Raw genomic sequence first — 17,354 nt, forward strand, 5'->3', positions numbered from 1 at the left:
ATTTGTTGGTCTTGGTGTAGCCCGGAATGTCACCGACAATCTTGGTTTTACCGTCCGATGCGATCGTATTGTAGACCGTGCCCGGAACGGTCGTCACGTCATTGGCCGAGAGCGTCTCGTTGTCATAATAATAAGTATACGTGCGGTTCTCGAACACTGCTCCGGGCGCGAGGTTCGCTTCCAGCTTGATGATTTCGAAATCCGTCGTCTTATCGGTATGATTGTAACCATAATATTGGGAGGACTTCGGATCGTTGTTCAACCCGTAATATTTACCATAAAGCGACTGTTGATACAGTGTCGAGCCGTCGCTGTCGGCCTGGTTGAAGCGGTTCTTGTTATAGGTCGCGATGAAGGTCAGCTTCACGTCCGGCCCAACCGGGACGACCACTTTGCCGAACAGATTGTAATTCTGGTACTTCGAATAGCTCGTACGTCCGTCACTATGGACGTACTGACCGCTGAACACCGCCTGCGCGCCATTGGCAAAGGTGCCGGTCTGCAACAGGCCCCGCGCAAGATAGGTGTTGAAGCTGCCATAGCTGCCGACGATCTGGCCGCCAAAGTCGTCGCGCGTTGCGCGGCTGAACAGGTTGAAGGTGCCGCCGAAAGTCGCCTGGCCGAGATTGCTGGCGTTGCCGGGGCCGCGATCGACGATCAGCGTTTCGATCGTGTTTGACGGGAAGAACGTGGTCGAATGGTGCGTCGGGTCGTTGGTGTCGCCGAACGGTACGCCATCATAGGTGACGTTATATTCGCCATCCTGGAAGCCGCGGAGCTGCGCCTTGGATTCGGACAGGCCGATGCCGTTATTGCCGCCGAAATTGGAAACACTCGGCGTGATCAGCGCGATCTGGTTGAAGTCGACCGTAGCGGGCAGCGAATCCTCGATGAACGAGCGCGACACGATCGCCTGTGGCTGCGTCGTCTTCAGCGATGCCGTGACCGGGGCGAGCTCATTGGCCTTGGTCGCGGTGACGACAATGTCGGAGCCTTCGGCGATATCCGTCTTGGGGGCGGGTTCGGCCCGCTGCTCCGCCGCAACGGCGGGCGCGGTTTCGGCAGCAGCGGCGGTGGCGCAAAACGAGGCGGCAAGCGCAAACGCGCTTACGCCGAGCAGGCGCATGTGCGCCTCGGTGCGAATCGACATGATTTTTGTTTCCCCAACTCGGTGTCCGTCCCGGTGAGGGATGCGCTATGGATTAGCCATGACAGTTTCGTTGCAAGTTCGCGTCAATTTCGAGATTGAGAAATTGTAACGAAACGCGTCAACGGACTGAGAGTGGGCTGAGGCGCACTGCGCTCGGCTCCGCGCCCGGCGCGATCGGCGACAAGGCGCGCCACGGCGGCACCCGATCGGCGCGCGCCGCGCCAAACCGGGTAAGACACGCCATGAAGCTTGGCGAAAACATCGCGTCCTTTGGTTCCTTGACGCACGAGCCCGGCGGCCGATCGAACCCGTCGGCCGTCACCAATCCGATCGGCCCCGTCGGATCGGCCAGCCGTAAATCGGCAATCGACTGCACCTCCAACTGGTTGACCACGATCGCCTCGGCGCGAAGCGCATTGGTCAGCGCATCCGCCCCTTTTTGCGGCGATGCGTCGTCGGTCAGCACCGTCGGCCCGTTGCGCACGACGTACAGCATCGGCGGCGCGGGCGGATTTGCCATGCCCAACGACTGCGCCATCACCGCCGCCGCGCGACCCTCGGCATAAGCCTGGGCAGCTATCCTCGTTTCGAACACCGATTGCCGCACACCCCCGTCATAATAGACGCGGTCGCCCACCTTCACCTGCTGGAAAAACACCGGCATTGCCGCCGAGGCGATCGCCGCGCCAGCGATGCACTGCTGGGCCTCCGCCTTGGGCAGGGTGCGCGCCATCATCTTGATCGGCGCATAATAGAAATCGCCGCTTTCGGCATCGACGAAGCCGATAAAGGCATCGGCGCTGGCATCGGAGGCCAGCGCATCGATCATCGGGCAGCCCTTTGCCGGGTCGCCATCGACACACAAAGCGGCGAGCACCTTGCGTTTCAGGGGAGCAAGCCCCGCGATCGACCCCGTAATCACCGCCTGCCATTGCGGGTTGCGATTTACGATATCGCTCTCGCTGCCCGGCGCATAGGCCTGGCGCAGCGCGGCAAACGCCTGATCGGTGCCGACCGCAAGAAACAGCGCCTGCAATCCGCCAGTGCTGACCCCGGTAATGGTGCGGGCGCGGGGAAACTGATCGGGATGGGCGCTGCGCAACCGGTCTAGAAAGCCGACGCCGAACGCCCCCCATTGCCCGCCGCCCGACAGCAGCAGCACGGCATCTCCCGGCGGCGCGGCGATTGCCGCCTCCGGCACGCGCAGCGCTTTCGGCCGCATCGCGTTGCGCGCGCCTGCGGCAAGGCTTGCCTCAAGCGAAAAGCGGGCGCGCGGGTCGGCCGCCAGCGCTTGAACCTGGAGGCCCCCCGCGCCGGCATCTGCCTGGATATCTTCGACGAGCTGCGAACGCGGCATCTTTATGATATATTTGGTGAATTGCGGGCAATCGATATGGAGAGCGCCCCGCGTGGCGCAGCCGCCAAGCGCCAGCGCGATCGTCGCGACGAGCATTGCGCGAACCTTCAGCATGGCATGCCCCCAAACCGTTTCGGACCCATTTCGCACTTGCCGATAGACGCGACCTACGCACGATGTTTTACTGGAGTCCGAAAAACGTGAAAGCCGTCGCGGGGGCGAGGCGGAAAGCGCGACGCGGGGAACAGGGTCATGGAGAACAGGACACCGCATCGCTTGCGGTTGCTCGGTGCGTTTGGGCTGTTCGCGCCTGACGGCACCCGCCTGCAGATCACCAGCCGCAAGGGCATTGCCTTGCTCGCCCTGATTGCCCTGGCGCGCTCGGGCGAACGCTCGCGCGCCTGGCTGCAAGCGCAACTGTGGGGCGGCCGCGATCCCGATCAAGCCCGCGCCAGCTTGCGCCGAGAACTGTCCAATTTGCGGCTGGCGATCAATGGAGCCGGTGAGCCACCGCTCCTCTCCGCGGACTCCGTAAAAGTTCGGCTGGACCTCGACCGGATCGATGTCGATGTGCGCGAACTCCACACCGACGTCACCAATGTGCGTACCCCCGCCCTCGCCGATCCCGGAGAATTGCTGGAAGGCCTCGATTTGCCTGGCGAGGACGGATTCGAGGATTGGCTCCGCGAACAGCGCCAGCATGTCCGCACGCTGATTGAACATGTGCACGTGCAAGCGTGGGAGCGAGTCGCGCTATCCGATACGCCGGTATCGGCGCAAAGCGCACAAGCACCCGCCACGTCCGGGCTGGCCAACGGTTTCGCTCCCTCGTCCCGCAAGCCGTCGGTCGGGGTGATCGGGTTCAGCACCCGGTCCAGCGCCCCCGACGATATCGCGCTTGCCGCCGCCTTTACGGACGAAATCGGGGATGCGCTTTCGCGGTTCTCGACGCTGTTCGTGGTGCTGGCCGGCCCGCGCGTGGAACGCCCGCTGGATCACGGCCCGCTTTGCCGCGAACTGGGCGTGCGCTATCTGCTCGAAGGCAGCGTGCAGCGGGAAAGCGGGACCATCCGCATTCAGGTGCGCCTGACCGATGGTGTGGTGCGCGAACAGATCTGGACCCAGCACTTCGATACGGCGCTGCACGCCCTGTTCGACGTGCAGGCCGAGATCGCGGCGACGGTCGCGCAACAAATCGACTCCTCGGTCGAGATCGCCGAGCGCACGCGGGCCGCAGCACAACCGGTAACGACCGCCGATGCCTATCATCTCTATTGGCGGGCCAATGCGCTGTTCCGTCAGTGGGAACGGGCCCCGATGGAGGAGGCGATCGCGCTGGCCGGGCAAGTGCTGGTGCTGGAGCCGAACAATGCCTGGGCGAGCGCCCTTGCCGCCTTTTGCCATTCGATCACCTTCGCCTTCGGCTGGGCGGACGATCCTGCGGCGACGCGGGCGGCGGCCCTCGCTCACTATGAACATTGCCTGCGCTACGGCGACGATGATCCGTTCGTGCTCGGCTATGCGGCAGGAACGCTGGTCGGCATTGGCGGAGACATCGACATCGCCGATCAATTGATCGAGCGGGCGCTCGAGATTCACCCGGCATCGGGGGCCAGCCTGTTCTGGGGCGGGTGGGTCGACATTGCGCGTGCCAAGCCGGCGCGGGCGATCACGCGCTTCGAGCAGGCGCTGCGGATGAACCCGCGTTCGGCAGTGCGGCCGCAAGCGTTGACCGGAATCGGACTCGGCCTGCTCGCCTGTGGCGAAGTCATGCGCGCACGGACCGCCTTGCGCGAAGCTGTGCAATATCTCCCGCACGCCCCGGTCACCCTTGCCGCGCTGGTTGTGGCGTTTACCCTCAACGGCGAGGAGCAGGAGGCGGCTCCCTACGCCATCCGCCTGCGTGCGCTGGGCGGCACGCGGAGCATCGATGCGATCATTCGCGATCCGCGGATGCGTGCGGTGCTCGACACCGCGCTGGATCGCTATGCCAGGCCCCAGGCCGACAAGGCATCGCTGCACACAACGCCCCGCATCTCGGGCGAGAGCAGCCGATAACGCGCCGCCCGCCAACGCCCGGCGCGCGAGCGGGGGTCGCTCGGCATCCCGAAATCGCGCATCACCCGGGTGCTGGTGATGACACCCTGCTTGCCCCAATGCTGGCTGAAGGGGATGCCCTCGCGCTCCAGCGCCAGCGCCACGCACCGCGCGGCATCGGCGCTGTTAAGGGTGCGAAGCCCATCCATGTTGATCACCACCGTGTCGTCGAAACGGGTAAAGGCCATCAGCCCGGCAGCCTTGGTGACGAAGCGCAGCGTGAACACCTGGTGCCCGCCGCCATGGGTATGGAACGCATCCAGCATGGTTTTCAGCGTCGTGCTTAAATGTGCTCGCTCGATCGCATAAGCGGCATTGTACAGCTCGATTTCCCATCCGAGGATTTTCTGGCGGACATGCGGGCCATTGGCCCCGCCCCAGGTCAATTGGCGGGGGGCCACGCCCGGTGCGGGCTCGGGCTTGAACTCCTGTGCGACCAGCCACGCCACCGCCTGCGGCAAGGGCAGCAGCAAATCCTGTTCGGGTTGCGCCGCCAGCGCCCGGCCGAGCAGGTTGAGCGGTTCATGGGTCGGTTCGTGCGGAACATCGGGCAGCGCCGCCAGCCGGGCGACCACGCGATTCGGTTCGCGCTTGTAGAACAGCGTCACCAGTGCATCGTGGGCGTCACCCCGATAGCCGGCATAGGGGTGAAAGGGATCGAGAATGACCTCGATATAATAAGGCGTTTCCCGGCTTGGCGGCCACACTTCGCGCGCGAAGCCCGCATAATCGCCCGCCTGCAATTGCGCGATCGCTGCGGCTGTCAGCGGGTGCTTTACCCGTACCAGATCGACGACGAAGCCCGGCACTGCCTCCAGCAGCACGGCATTGACGACGCCGAGCCCACCGAGATGGACCAGCGTCGCCTCGAACAGGTCAGCCTCCAGCACAACATGATTGGCCAGCGTCCGCGCCGTTGCCGCCGCGAGCCAGGGCACCGGACCGCGCTCGATCCACCACGATTCGCCTGGGCCCGTTACGATATGCACCCCGCGAATGTGATTTTGGAAACCGCCATAGCTGAGCGCCGAACCGTGCACGCCCGTGCCCAGCATCCCCCCCACCGTCTGCCCGTCATGCGCGCCCGACGTGGCCAACGAGAGCGAGGGTTCCAGAAAGGCATTCAGATCATGGATCGTCGTCCCCGCATGCGCCAGCACCATGCGGTCGCGGTGCACCGCCGCCGCACCGAGATCGGCAGGATCGACACGCCAGATATGTTGCGCCAGCGTCGTCTGTGCCAGCCCGCCCGGCCCCTTGGTAATGTCGCTGAACGACCAGGCCGAACCGAGCACATTGACCGGTGCACGCTTTTGCGCCGCATGCCCCAGCACCGCGCCCAACAATTCGGCGGTCTTGCGCAGCGCCGGAATGGCCTCGCTCGGTCCAGGTCCCGGAATCAACGCCGCAGTTTCGACCTGCAGCCGATCCTGCGTGTGGTGGTAATTGCGCCAATGCGGCGTGGTGGACCAAGACAGCGAGGGCACGCGCATTCCTCCGAACACTAAGGTGCGCGCGCCTTGCCGCAAAGCTGTCCGAATCGCGTGAAAATCGGGCGGTATCGCTGCGGCTCAGGCGAATTTATCCGCACGCCGCCGCCCGACCAGCAGTCCGCGTTCAAGTCGACCGCACAAGGCAGCATAATAATCGTCGAGAAAGCCGCGATCGTCATGATCGTCCGGTAGCCCCGCCTTGCGCCGGATCGTGGCGGCGACGGTGGCGATGGCATCCTCGCGCCCGCTGCGCAGGACCTCCTCCAGCGTCTGCAACTCGTAGACGCCGTACAGATCGAGCGCGGCTTCGGGAAACACGCGCCGCGCACGTTCGCTCGCGACGACCAGATCCGCGCCAAGCTCGCCGCGCACGGTGCGCACCACCCATGTCCCGGCGAGGAGGTCGCCGATCCGCAGCCGGTCGCGGTTGAACAGCGGGAAGAACAGGAAAATGCCGCTCCACCCCAGCGCAAAGATCGTCGCGAAACTGTCCGCCAACCCCTGCACCGCTTGCGACATCAGGAAACTGAGCGGCAGGAACACTTCGATCTCGCGCATTGCGTTGCGCGCGATCACCGCCCCCCCGGTCAGCCGCGCGCCATCGCGCGCGACGACGCGCAGGCCCATCAAGCGCTTGCCTGGCGTCGCCCCGCGCCCGCCCATCTCAAACAGCGCGAACCAGCCATTGCGCAACACGAAGAAGCCCAGCAACCACAGGATCGCCAGGGCGCTTTGCTTGCTCGCCACGAACAGCAAGACGATGGCGATCGTCGCCAAGACGAGCAGAATCAACATCGCCACCGCGTCGACCATGAAGGCGGCGGCGCGGACTCCCGCCCCGCCCAGCTCGATTTGCAGATCGACGCCTTCGGGCGTGACGAAGCTGCGCCGCAGCGATTGCGGGCCCTTCGGGCGGCGCGTCCGGTTACGCCTGAACAACGCCATGGCGACCCCTCGGCAGATAGAAATACAGTAGCCAGCCAGCCAGCATCGCCAGCCCGATCGCATAGCGCGACAGATCGGCGGTAACCGTCTGCCGCCCGATCCCTTCCAGCACCCCGGCCACCGCCAGCATCACCACCGTGCCCGCCATCACCGTCGCCCCGCTTTTGCCCGCCGCCACCGCCGCATCCATCCGCGCCTGGCGTCCGGGAAAGGCGATCGCGGTACCGATGCGGAACCCCGCCGCCCCCGACAGGATGATCGCGAACAGTTCGGTCGTGCCATGGATCATGATCCAGCCGACAAAGCCGAAGCCCAGCCCCTTGGGCGCGAACACCGCGAGAAAGGCACCCAGCGTCAGCCCGTTATAGACGATCAACAACACCGTCGGCACGCCAAAGGCAAAGCCCAGCGCAAAGGCGAAGATCGCGATCTGCGCATTGTGGGTGAACAGGAAGGCGGCAAAGGTCGCCAGCGCATCCTGATCCTTGGTATTGTACAACGTCTGGCGCAGGCTTTCGACCGAGGCCGATGGATCGCGCCCCTGCGCCATGCCCTCGCCGACGATGCCGAAGAACCAGCTCGGATCGCCGCGCACCAGCACATAGCCGACCACTGCCGCGGCCACCGTCAGCAGAAAGGCGACCAAAGTCTCGCGCCAGATCGAACGGATCGCGGCGGGCCAGGCGTGGCGGAAGAAGCGTGCCAACTGGCTCAGCGCCGAACTCGGCACGCCGTAAAGCTGGAAATAGGCGCGGGTGCAGAGCTGTTCGAGATAGACGATCAGCGCGCGGTCGAGCGAGGTTTCTCGCGCCACCGCCAACGACGACAGCGCCGAGCGATACAGCAAGGGCAGCGCCAGCAAATCCTCATCCTGCAGCGCGCGCACCGAGCGGCGTTCGATCCGCGAGACGAGATATTCCAGCCGCTCCCAATCGGCGGCATGGGCGGCGCGAAAGCGGCTGGCATTGACCAGCACCGGTTGCGGCGGCGCGAATGCAGAAACAGCGGCGGGGGCGGCGTCGGTCACAGCAGGTTCCTCCGCTTCAAATCGACATAGCCCGCGACCAACCGTTCGCCGACGCGATCATGATCGGCCTCGATCACATGCACCCCCAGATGCTGCAAGCGGGTGAGCACCAGCTTGCGGTCGCGCAACAGCGCCGCCGCCGTCACCGCGCGAGTCACGTCGTCGGCAGTGACCGGGGTAGCATCGGCGATGCGCTCTAGTTCCTCGTCGCGCAGCACCACCACCAGCAGCAAATGCGTGTCGACGATCCGTGCCGCCGCGCGCACCATGAAATCGGCCGAGGTCAGGTCGGTGAATTCGGTGAACAGCACGATCATCGAGCGCCGCGTCAGCCGTGCCGCCAGCGTGGTGAGCGCAAAGGTATAGTTGGTTTCCTCGCCGCTATAGTCGATCGCCGCCGCCAGCCGTTGCAAATTGGCGAAGGCGGGCATCCCCGACACCACCCCGCTGGCGATGCGCGGCCGCGAATCGAACGCGTGCAACGCGACGCGGTCGCCCAGCTTCAGCGCGATCCATGCGGTCAGCAACATCGCCGAGACCGCGCGATCGATGCGCGGCAGCCCGGCGACCGGCTCGCACATCTGCCGCCCGGCATCGACCGCGAACACGATCTGGTTGTTGCGTTCGGTACGGAATTCCTTGGCGTGGAGCTTGGTTTGCCGCGCCGATTGTTTCCAGTCGATCGCGCGGCGGTCCATGCCAGCGCGAAACTCGACCAGCGCCTCGAAATCGGCCCCATCGCCGCGCTCGATCTGTGCGATCAAGCCTTGCAGCGCGTGCCGTTGAAAAATCTGCGCGCCGCGATCGTGCAGCGGGCGGATGTCGGGCAGAATCGGCAAGGTCGCCGCCGTCGCAATCACCCGCTGCTGCCACGCCAGCCCGAGCGGCCCGCGCCAGCGCAACCACAACTGCTCGAACCGCGCCGTCCCGCGCCGCACCGTTGCCAGCGGCAGGACCGCCGCGCCGCGTCCTTCCCGGAGCGCGATCCACATCCGCCCGTCATTGTCGACCGTTACCAGCGGGCCCGGCGCAATGGCGACCTCGGCACTGGCGGGAGCACGCGCCCCGTCGAGGGCGACGCTCACCACCGCCTCCACGGTCGCGCCGACCGAGGCGCTCGACGGCACGCTGATCTTGGCGGTGCCCGCGCGCCGCCCGGCCAGCGCATCGACGGCGGTCATCACCAATATGGCGATCGGCCAGGCGAGCCCGACGAACCAGCGCCCGGGCATCGCTACCGCCAGCAGCAAGGCGACCGGTGCGCCCGCCGCCGCCGCCAGCACCGCCGTGCGCGTCGGGTAGATCACCGTGGCGCTTCGATTGTTTCGATGATGCTGGCGACGACATCTTCGATCGCGCGCCCGTCAATCTCGGCGGCGGGCGACAGGATCAGGCGGTGGCGCAGCAGCGCAGGGGCCAGCGCCTTCACGTCGTCGGGGATGACGAAATCACGCCCGTCGATCGCCGCGCGGGCACGCGCCGCGCCCGCCAGCATCGCGCCAGCCCGCGGGCTCGCGCCGCTTTGCAGATCGGCGACACCGCGCGTGCCGCGGATCAGCGCGGCAATATAATCGATCACCTCGTCGACCAGCCGCACCTGCCCGACCACCGTGATCGCATCGGCAATGGCGGCGGCATTGGCGACGGCCGCAACGCCCCATTCGGCAGGCTCCATCGCATGGCCGTGCGCGCCATGCGTGGCGATGATGCGGCGCTCCTCCGCCGCGCTCGGATAGTCTACGGTCTGTTTGAACAGGAAGCGGTCGAGCTGCGCCTCGGGCAGCGGATAGACGCCCTGCTGTTCGATCGGGTTCTGGGTCGCCACCACCATGAAGCGTTCGCCCAGCGACAGGCTTTCGCCGTCGATGGTCACGGTGCGTTCCTGCATCGCCTCGAGCAACGCCGCCTGCGTCTTGGGCGGGGTGCGGTTGATTTCGTCGGCCAGCAGCAGATCGGTGAAGATCGGTCCGCGCGTCAGCGTGAAGGTGCTGGTCTGGAAGTTGAACAGATTGGCACCGATGATGTCGCCCGGCATCAGGTCCGGCGTAAACTGGATGCGCCCGAAATCGAGCCCGATGACGCGCGCAAAACTGCGCGCGAGTAGCGTCTTGGCGGTGCCCGGCGGTCCTTCGAGCAGGACATGCCCGCCCGCGAACAGCCCGACCAGCAGGACCTCGACGGTCTGTTCCTGCCCGACCACCGCCTTGCCGATCTCGCCGCGAATGGCCTGGGCCAGCGCCGCCACGTCCTCGACTGTCGTGATTGCACCCGTCACCGTGTCTTCTCCCATAACCATCGATGCAGCGCCTGCGCCGCCTGAAGCATATCGCGTGGATGGCGCGCGGCGCGCGCCTGCTCGGCCAGATCCGAAAAACGCGCGCGATCGGTAAGGCCGTCGAGATGCGCGTCGAGCGCGCCATCGCGCAGCCGCGCGGGCACCCCGAACACACCCACCGCGCGCTCGCGCACCAGATCGACATAGCGCGCGCCCAACGCGCCTTGCCGCCGCGCCTTGCGGACCAAAGCGGCGGCATTGTCGATCAGCGCGGTCTTGCCGAACGCAATCGCGCGCTCGCGCCGCCGTGGCGCGCCGAACCGCGCGGTCGCCTGGATGCCGGCGAGCAGCACCGCCGCCGCGACCGCCAACGTCATCGCAAGGAAGGGCGGCTCGAACGCCAGCTTGAGCGGCGTCCGCGACCGGCCAAAGCCGTTCAGCGTCACGTCGAACAGCACCGATTTTGCGCCCGTCGCATTGAGAAAATCGAGCAACGCCAACGCCGAGCGCGCCTGTTTCGGGTCGCGCATCGCGATGTTCGACAGCAAATCGGGGTCGGCCAGCACGTAGAACGGGTGCTCGCCAATCTGGCCCAGCACAATCCCGCCCTGATCGTCGGTAATCAATGGCTTCAGATCAGCCCCCGCCATTGTTTGTAACGGGCGTGGCGCGGCAAAGTGCACGTCGGCGGGCATCCAGGACAGCCCAACCAACGGCCGCCCACCGCTCGGATGGCGCGCGATCTTCAGGTCATTCTTGGGGGCGAGCACACCCTCGGGCTCGAACGTCGGCTGCAGCCCGCGATAGCGCACCCACCCCGAATGCTCGGTATCGGCGACGGTGCGCCATTTGGGCAGGATCACCAGCGTCGGCTTGAGCGCGCGCTGCTCGATCACTTTGCTCATGTCGGTGCGTCCGGTCTCGGGCGTCAGCACCACCAGATCCTCGGTATCGAGCGCGCGCACATCGCGCACGATCTGCGCACCATGCCCGGTCGCCTCCGCCAGCTGCACGATCCCGCTAAACCCCGTGGCGGCATTCGACAGCGCGTGCGCCCCGCCATTGCGGCCCGAGCGCAGATCAGGCGCATAGGCCCCGAGCACCAGCATCCCAAGGAACAAGGCAATCCCTGCCCCCACGATGATGCCGACGGTGCGCACGGAGAACCCGCCCGAGCTCGACCCAGCAGTGCCGATCGCGATGTCGCTCATCCGCGCCACGTCCGGGGCAGCGCGAAATCGGCATAAGCCGCGCGCGCGCTCTGCCAGTCATCGGCGGCAACAGGGCGTCCCCCGAACAGGCTGCGCTCGACCAGGCGCGCAATCCCCGCAAACAGGCCGCGCGCCGATGGCGGAATCGCCTCGGACGCGCTGAGTTCGCGACTGGTCAGCGCCGGGCGCACCAATTGCGGGCGACGCCGGGCGATGTCGTCGATCGAGCGGAACAGCAAATGGTGCACCGCCTCGGCATAGCGCCCCGCCGCCGCCAGCGCATCGGCCTCGCGCAGCCATTCACGCACCGGTGCCGCCTCCGGCTCCCACCCGGCTTCATCTTCGGGCATGATCGCCGACGGACGGGCGCGGCGAAAGCGCGGCAAGCGCCATTCGCCGTAGCGGATGCGCTGATAGGCCGCCCACAGCACCGCCGCCACAGCGAACGCCAACACCGTCCATAAGAAGATCTTGGCATAAGGCCAGTTGGGAAAGAGCCCGTCCAGCCACGCGAAAAAACGTCCAATCGGGGCAAGCACCTGCTGCAGCCATTTGCCAAACTGAATCAGCCACAAGGGCGGCTCGGGCGGCGGCGGCGCGGGGAGTAGCGTGAACTGAATCGTCGAATCGGCTTTGAGCGCCGCATGGGCCGCAGCGAAACGGTCGGTAGCGGTTGCCACCTGCTGCGATGTACCCCCGCTCACTGTCATTCCCCCGGCAGCATGGGTCGCTACCCCCCTCAAACTAAACCAACTCTTCCTTCGCGCAATCCGCAAATTGCGCTGGACGAAGCGGATCGCATCCGCCACCCTGACAACGGTCTTGGGTCGGGGGATACGCAGACATGGCGACTATCGCAGCAGCATCGGACCGTCGCATGTCGATTGGCCGGGTTTTCAACCGCGCTTTCGCAACAATCGGTGCCAATCCGCTGACAATGTTCGGCATTTCGTTCCTGTTCGGAGCGTTGCCGAGCGTTATCCTCAAGGCTCTCCTGCAAAGCCCACGGGCGACACAGACGCTGCCGTTCGACTCCACCACGCTCCTGCTGACGGCGGGCGTGGCGCTGTTGACACTGGCTTTCAACTTTCTGGCGCAAGGCGCGCTGGTCCGGGCGACGGTCGCCTATAGCGACGGGCAGCCCGTCAGCTTCGCCGAATCCGCGCTTGCCGGATTGCGCAAAATCCTGCCGCTCTTTGGGTTGGCGATCTTGCTCGGGCTGATCGTGATCTTCGGGTTGGCCTTGCTGATTGTGCCGGGCGTCATCCTTTACGTGATACTGTCGGTCGCCACCCCCGCCTTGGTCGAAGAAAATTCGGGCATTTTCGGCGCATTCGGACGCAGCGCGGCACTGACCAAGGGTGCGCGCTGGAACATCTTCGCGCTCGAGCTGGTCGTGCTGGTGATCTACTGGATCATTTCGGCGGTGGTCGGCGTGCTCTTCCTCGCGCTGATCGGCTTCCAGAACTTGGCCAATGCCGCGCAGGGCCAGGGCCTGTCGATCGGGCTTATTGCGGTCAGCGCGGTATCGTCCACGCTGGTGATCACGATCATCTCGACGATCCAGACCTCGCTCTATGTCGAACTGCGCAACTGGAAAGACGGCCCTGCCGCGGAAGCGCTGACCGATATCTTCGGCTAAGGCGCTTCAGCGCGCGTTCACCGTGAATCGGCTTAGCACGCGGCGTTGGCCGGTGGTTCCAATCCGGCCCTGATCTGGTCTAAGGGCCCCGCCATGAATCGCATCCTCTCCGCCCTGCACCCGCATCCTTTTTGGTCGCGGCTTGCGCTATTTCCGCTCGCCATGCTCGCGCTCGGCGCGGGCGCGCCCAGCGGCGTGCTGCATGTCGCGGTGGACAATGTCCGTGCCCGCACCGGGCGCGTGCATGTCGATCTGTGCACCCAGGCGCAGTTTCTGAAGGATTGCCCGACCTCGGCCGATGCCCCCGCCCGGATCGGGCAGACGACGGTGACGCTGACCGGCCTGAAGCCCGGCCGCTATGCCGCGCAGGTGTTTTACGACCAGAATGGCAATGGCAAGATCGACCGCGCGCTGTTCGGCATTCCCAAGGAAGGCGTCGGCTTTTCCAACGATGCCAAGATCCGCCTGGCCCCACCGAAATGGGAGGAAGCGGTGTTCGACTATGACGGGCAGGAACAGACGATCCGCCTGAAATTGCGCTATTTCACAGGCCCGGACGCGCCCAAGCAGTGATTGCGCACCGCATCCAGCAACTCGTCGCGCTTGGCGTCAAGCGGCCGTTCGCGGTGCTTGCGGTGTGCCTCGCGCTGGTCGCAGGCGCGGCGCTCTATGCCGCCAGCCATTTCGCGATGACGACCGACACCGCGGCGCTGATCTCCCCCAAGATCGCGTGGCGGCAGAATGAGAAAGCGGTCGAGACCGCCTTTCCGCAACTGTCCGACGTGCTGCTGGTAATCGTCGATGGCAAAACGCCCGAACTGGCCGAAGCCGCCACCGCGAAATTGTCCGCAGCGCTCGCCGAAGACACCCGCCATTTCCGCACGGTGCAGCGCCCCGATGGCGGCGCGTTCTTCGACCGCGAGGGGCTCCTGTTCGGCTCGACCGCGTCGGTAAAAGCGTCCACCAAGGCCTTGATCGACGCACAGCCCTTGCTCGGCCCGCTCGCCGGCGATCCGTCTTTGCGCGGCATTGCCGGCGCGTTTTCGACGATGCTGACCGGTGTCACCAACGGCGATGTGCCGCTCTCGCGGATCGATCGCCCGATGCGGACGATGGCGGCTGCGCTGGAAACTTTGGCGGCAGGCAAACCCGCTTATTTCTCATGGCAGCAGCTCTTTGCCGAGCCCGGCGCGGGGGCCGCGCCGCCGCTCCGCCGCTTGATCCTTGCTCAACCCAAGCTCGATTATGGCGCGCTCCAGCCCGGCGAGGATGCCGTTGCCGCGATCCAGGCACAGGCGACGAAGCTCGGCCTCGACCAGGCGCATGGCGTGACCGTGCGCACCACCGGCGAAGTGCCGCTGGCCGACGAGGAATTCGCTACGCTGGAGGAGAATATCGGCTTTGTCGGGCTGGTGATGGCCGCCGCGATGCTGGTGACTTTGTGGTTCGCCACCCGGTCGGTGAAGATCGTCGCAGGAATCGTGGTAACGATCGTCGCCGGGCTGGTGGTGACGACCGCGCTTGGCCTGCTCGCGGTCGGCGCGCTCAACCTCATCTCCGTCGCCTTCATCCCGCTGTTCGTCGGATTGGGCGTCGATTTCGGCATCCAGATCGCGGTGCGCTTCAATGCCGAGCGGCTCGACGGGGCCGATACCGGCACCGCGCTGCAACGCGCAGCGGTGGCGCTCAGTGCGCCGCTGGCGCTGGCGGCGGGGGCGGTGTTCCTCGGCTTCGGCGCGTTTTTGCCGACCGACTATATCGGCATTGCCGAACTCGGCATCATTGCCGGGCTGGGCATGGTCGTCGCGCTGATCGCCAGCGTCACGCTGCTCCCGGCGATACTGATGTTGCTCAAGCCCGGTGCGCCCCGCCGCGAAGTGGGTTTTGCCGAAGCCGCCCCCATCGATCGCTGGCTGCATACCCACCGCAAGACGGTGTTGTGGGCGTTCGGACTGTCGATGGCGGGCAGCATCGCCTTGCTGCCCTTCGTCCAGTTCGATTTTAATCCGCTCCACTTGCGCGCCAAGGACGGCCCGGCGATGCGCGCGCTAAACGATCTGATGCGCGACCCGCTGCGCACCCCCAACACGATCAACCTGCTCGCGCCCAATGCCGACGCCGCCAAGGCCTTGGCCGAGAAGCTGAGCGCACTGCCCGAAGTGGCGGAGGCGGTGTCGGTCGACAGCTTCGTCCCTGCCGATCAGGAGACCAAGCTCGCTTTGGTGCAGGATGCGTCGCTCCTGCTCGACGCCACAATCAACCCGTTCGACGTGACGCCACCGCCAGACGATGCCGACTCTGCGGCGGCGCTGGCGCGCACCGCCGCCGAATTGCGCGCGGTCGCTGCCAGCCACCCTGGCCCCGCTGCGGAAAGTGCGCGTCGACTGGCCACCGCCTTTGCACGCCTGGCCGTCGGCACACCGCAAGACCGCGCCCGCGCGACGACGTTGCTGGTGACTCCGCTGGATACGATGCTCAACCAGATCCGCGCCACACTGCAAGCCGAGGCGGTGACACGCGCCACGCTGCCGCCGGAAATCGCCGGAAACTGGATCGCCAAGGATGGCCGCGCGCTGGTGCAGGTATTCCCGAAGGGCGACAGCAACAACAACGCCGTGCTGCGCCGCTTCACCAAGGCGGTGCGCACTGTCGCGCCGGATGCCAGCGGCTTGCCCGTGGCAACGCAGGAAGCGGCGGGAACCGTCGCCTGGGCATTCGTCGAGGCCGGGCTTCTCGCGCTCGCGCTCGTCAGCGGCCTGCTGTTCCTCGTGCTGCGCGACATCAAGGAGGTGGCCTTCACCCTCGCGCCCGTCGTCCTCTCGGGTTTCCTGACACTGGGCAGTTGCGTGCTGATCGGTCAGCCGATCAACTTCGCCAACATCATCGCCTTTCCCTTGCTGTTCGGGGTCGGCGTCGCCTTCCACATCTATTTCGTAATGGCGTGGCGCGGTGGCGCGACCGATTTGCTGCAATCCAGCCTCGCCCGCGCAGTGCTGTTCAGCGCGCTGGCAACGGGCAGCGCGTTCGGCAGCCTGTGGCTGTCGCACCATCCGGGCACGGCAAGCATGGGCAAGATCCTGATGATCTCGCTCGCCTGGACCCTGGTGTGCGCGTTAATCTTCGAACCGGCCCTGCTCGGGCCGCCGCGCCCGAAAAAGGGTTAGGGCGCGGGGCTTGGCTGTGCGGGAGCGCTGGGTGCCGCCGACTTTTCGTCGGCGGGCGGAGCCGGGTCGGCTGGGAGGTCGTCGGTAGCAGGCTTGGCCGACCCAGCGGATGCGGATGCAGCGGGCACCGCCTCCGTCGCGCCGGGATCGTTCAAGGGATCGTCGAGCGGGCTGCTCGTTTGCTTGGTGCCGTGGCGCAGTTCCGCGATGGTCGCCGCGCGGTCCTGCAAAAAGGCCGACCGCAAGGTCGCATAGGGGTCCACCGCCGCGCCCAACAGCGCCTTCAACTCCGCATCGGATTCTGCGCGCAAATCTATCCCGGTGAGCCCGGCTTGGGCCGCCTGATATTCGGCACGATCGAACGGCGTGCCGACGGTGAGGGGCAGCACGGATCCCTCGCCGACCCCGGCCCCGAAGTCGCGCAGCGTATTGGGGCCGACCAGCGGCAGGAAGATATAGGGCCCCGGCCCCACCCCATATCGACCCAGCGTGTTGCCGAAGCTGTTGTCATGATGCGGCAGGTTGAAATCGGACGTCTTGGCGACGTCCAGCAACCCGCCAATCCCGATGGTGGAATTGACCCCGAAACGGGCCAGCGTCCTGATCGCGCGTTTGGGCTTCAACTGCAGCAGGTCGTTGGCGAAAACGAGCGGCTCGCCGACGTTGGAAAAGACATGGCGGATGCCGGTGCGCACCACCTTGGGCACAATCTTTTTATACGCCATCGAGACCGGACGCAGGAAGATCCGGTCCAGAAACTGATGGATCGAGAACATCACACGATTGAAGCCTTCGAGCGAATCGCCCTTGGCATGGTGATGATGACGCACGGACGCCTGCCCGGCGGTGACGGGGGCAAGCGCCACGACGGGCGGCGTCGCCTGCCCCCCCGCCGCCACCGGCGCGGGTGCCGACTGCGGTGCAGCCGTGAGGGGCGCGGCCAGCAGCGCGATCGCCACCGCCAGCGCGCTGGTCGTCGATCGAATCGTCACC

The 17,354-nt window shown here is 66.0% G+C and carries 14 protein-coding genes; 4 read left to right on the forward strand and 10 right to left on the reverse strand.

All coding sequences use genetic code 11. The annotated features are described in order from the left end of the window. The coding region (locus EJC47_RS14900; RefSeq protein WP_185867683.1) for a TonB-dependent receptor plug domain-containing protein at positions 1–1,150 on the reverse strand (1,150 nt) is incomplete at its 3' end. 118 nt (positions 1,151–1,268) lie between these two features. Next, a complete protein-coding gene (locus tag EJC47_RS14905; protein ID WP_185867684.1) occupies positions 1,269–2,621 on the reverse strand; it encodes a patatin-like phospholipase family protein in 1,353 nt (450 codons plus the stop codon). Positions 2,622–2,759: 138 nt separating this feature from the next. Between EJC47_RS14905 and EJC47_RS14910 the strand changes: the two genes are divergently transcribed. Then, the gene (locus EJC47_RS14910) at positions 2,760–4,565 is read left to right on the forward strand and encodes a hypothetical protein (RefSeq protein ID WP_185867685.1); all 1,806 of its coding nucleotides are present in this window, start codon (positions 2,760–2,762) and stop codon (positions 4,563–4,565) included. Here the strand turns inward: EJC47_RS14910 and EJC47_RS14915 are convergent. The 7 genes from EJC47_RS14915 to EJC47_RS14945 all read right to left on the reverse strand — a co-directional run bounded on the left by EJC47_RS14915 (position 4,493) and on the right by EJC47_RS14945 (position 12,265). Then, positions 4,493–6,091 carry an FAD-binding protein gene (locus tag EJC47_RS14915; RefSeq protein ID WP_171010496.1) on the reverse strand — a complete coding sequence of 533 codons (1,599 nt, stop codon included), beginning with the start codon at positions 6,089–6,091 and terminating at the stop codon, positions 4,493–4,495. The genes EJC47_RS14910 and EJC47_RS14915 overlap by 73 nt on opposite strands. A gap of 84 nt (positions 6,092–6,175) precedes the next feature. Further along, entirely contained in the window at positions 6,176–7,042 is an 867-nt protein-coding gene (locus tag EJC47_RS14920) for an RDD family protein (protein WP_126848732.1), read from the reverse strand. Further along, complete coding sequence (locus tag EJC47_RS14925) at positions 7,023–8,069, reverse strand: stage II sporulation protein M (RefSeq protein WP_126848733.1); 1,047 nt, start codon at positions 8,067–8,069, stop codon at positions 7,023–7,025. The genes EJC47_RS14920 and EJC47_RS14925 overlap by 20 nt, the downstream gene beginning before the upstream one ends. Further along, complete coding sequence (locus tag EJC47_RS14930; protein ID WP_126848734.1) at positions 8,066–9,376, reverse strand: DUF58 domain-containing protein; 1,311 nt, start codon at positions 9,374–9,376, stop codon at positions 8,066–8,068. The genes EJC47_RS14925 and EJC47_RS14930 overlap by 4 nt, the downstream gene beginning before the upstream one ends. Next, the gene (locus tag EJC47_RS14935) at positions 9,373–10,359 is read right to left on the reverse strand and encodes an AAA family ATPase (RefSeq protein WP_126848787.1); all 987 of its coding nucleotides are present in this window, start codon (positions 10,357–10,359) and stop codon (positions 9,373–9,375) included. Before EJC47_RS14935 ends, EJC47_RS14930 begins: the two co-directional genes overlap by 4 nt. Further along, the gene (locus EJC47_RS14940) at positions 10,341–11,555 is read right to left on the reverse strand and encodes a hypothetical protein (RefSeq protein ID WP_126848735.1); all 1,215 of its coding nucleotides are present in this window, start codon (positions 11,553–11,555) and stop codon (positions 10,341–10,343) included. Before EJC47_RS14940 ends, EJC47_RS14935 begins: the two co-directional genes overlap by 19 nt. After that, complete coding sequence (locus EJC47_RS14945) at positions 11,552–12,265, reverse strand: DUF4129 domain-containing protein (protein ID WP_185867686.1); 714 nt, start codon at positions 12,263–12,265, stop codon at positions 11,552–11,554. Before EJC47_RS14945 ends, EJC47_RS14940 begins: the two co-directional genes overlap by 4 nt. A gap of 134 nt (positions 12,266–12,399) precedes the next feature. Between EJC47_RS14945 and EJC47_RS14950 the strand changes: the two genes are divergently transcribed. The 3 genes from EJC47_RS14950 (at position 12,400) to EJC47_RS14960 (ending at position 16,361) form a co-directional block, all read left to right on the forward strand. Then, the gene (locus EJC47_RS14950) at positions 12,400–13,197 is read left to right on the forward strand and encodes a hypothetical protein (protein ID WP_126848737.1); all 798 of its coding nucleotides are present in this window, start codon (positions 12,400–12,402) and stop codon (positions 13,195–13,197) included. 93 nt (positions 13,198–13,290) lie between these two features. Then, on the forward strand, positions 13,291–13,770 hold the full coding sequence (locus EJC47_RS14955) for a DUF2141 domain-containing protein (protein WP_126848738.1): 480 nt from the start codon (positions 13,291–13,293) through the stop codon (positions 13,768–13,770). Then, positions 13,767–16,361: an MMPL family transporter gene (locus tag EJC47_RS14960; RefSeq protein ID WP_126848739.1), complete on the forward strand. Its 2,595-nt coding sequence runs from the start codon at positions 13,767–13,769 to the stop codon at positions 16,359–16,361. Before EJC47_RS14955 ends, EJC47_RS14960 begins: the two co-directional genes overlap by 4 nt. On the opposite strand, the gene EJC47_RS14965 is transcribed toward EJC47_RS14960, so the two are convergent. Then, positions 16,358–17,353 (reverse strand): MlaA family lipoprotein, encoded by a 996-nt coding sequence (locus EJC47_RS14965; protein ID WP_126848740.1) that lies wholly within the window; start codon positions 17,351–17,353, stop codon positions 16,358–16,360. The genes EJC47_RS14960 and EJC47_RS14965 overlap by 4 nt on opposite strands. Position 17,354: the final 1 nt, after the last annotated feature.

Source organism: Sphingomonas sp. TF3 (genome assembly GCF_003985085.1).
Taxonomy (GTDB): Bacteria; Pseudomonadota; Alphaproteobacteria; order Sphingomonadales; family Sphingomonadaceae; genus Sphingomonas.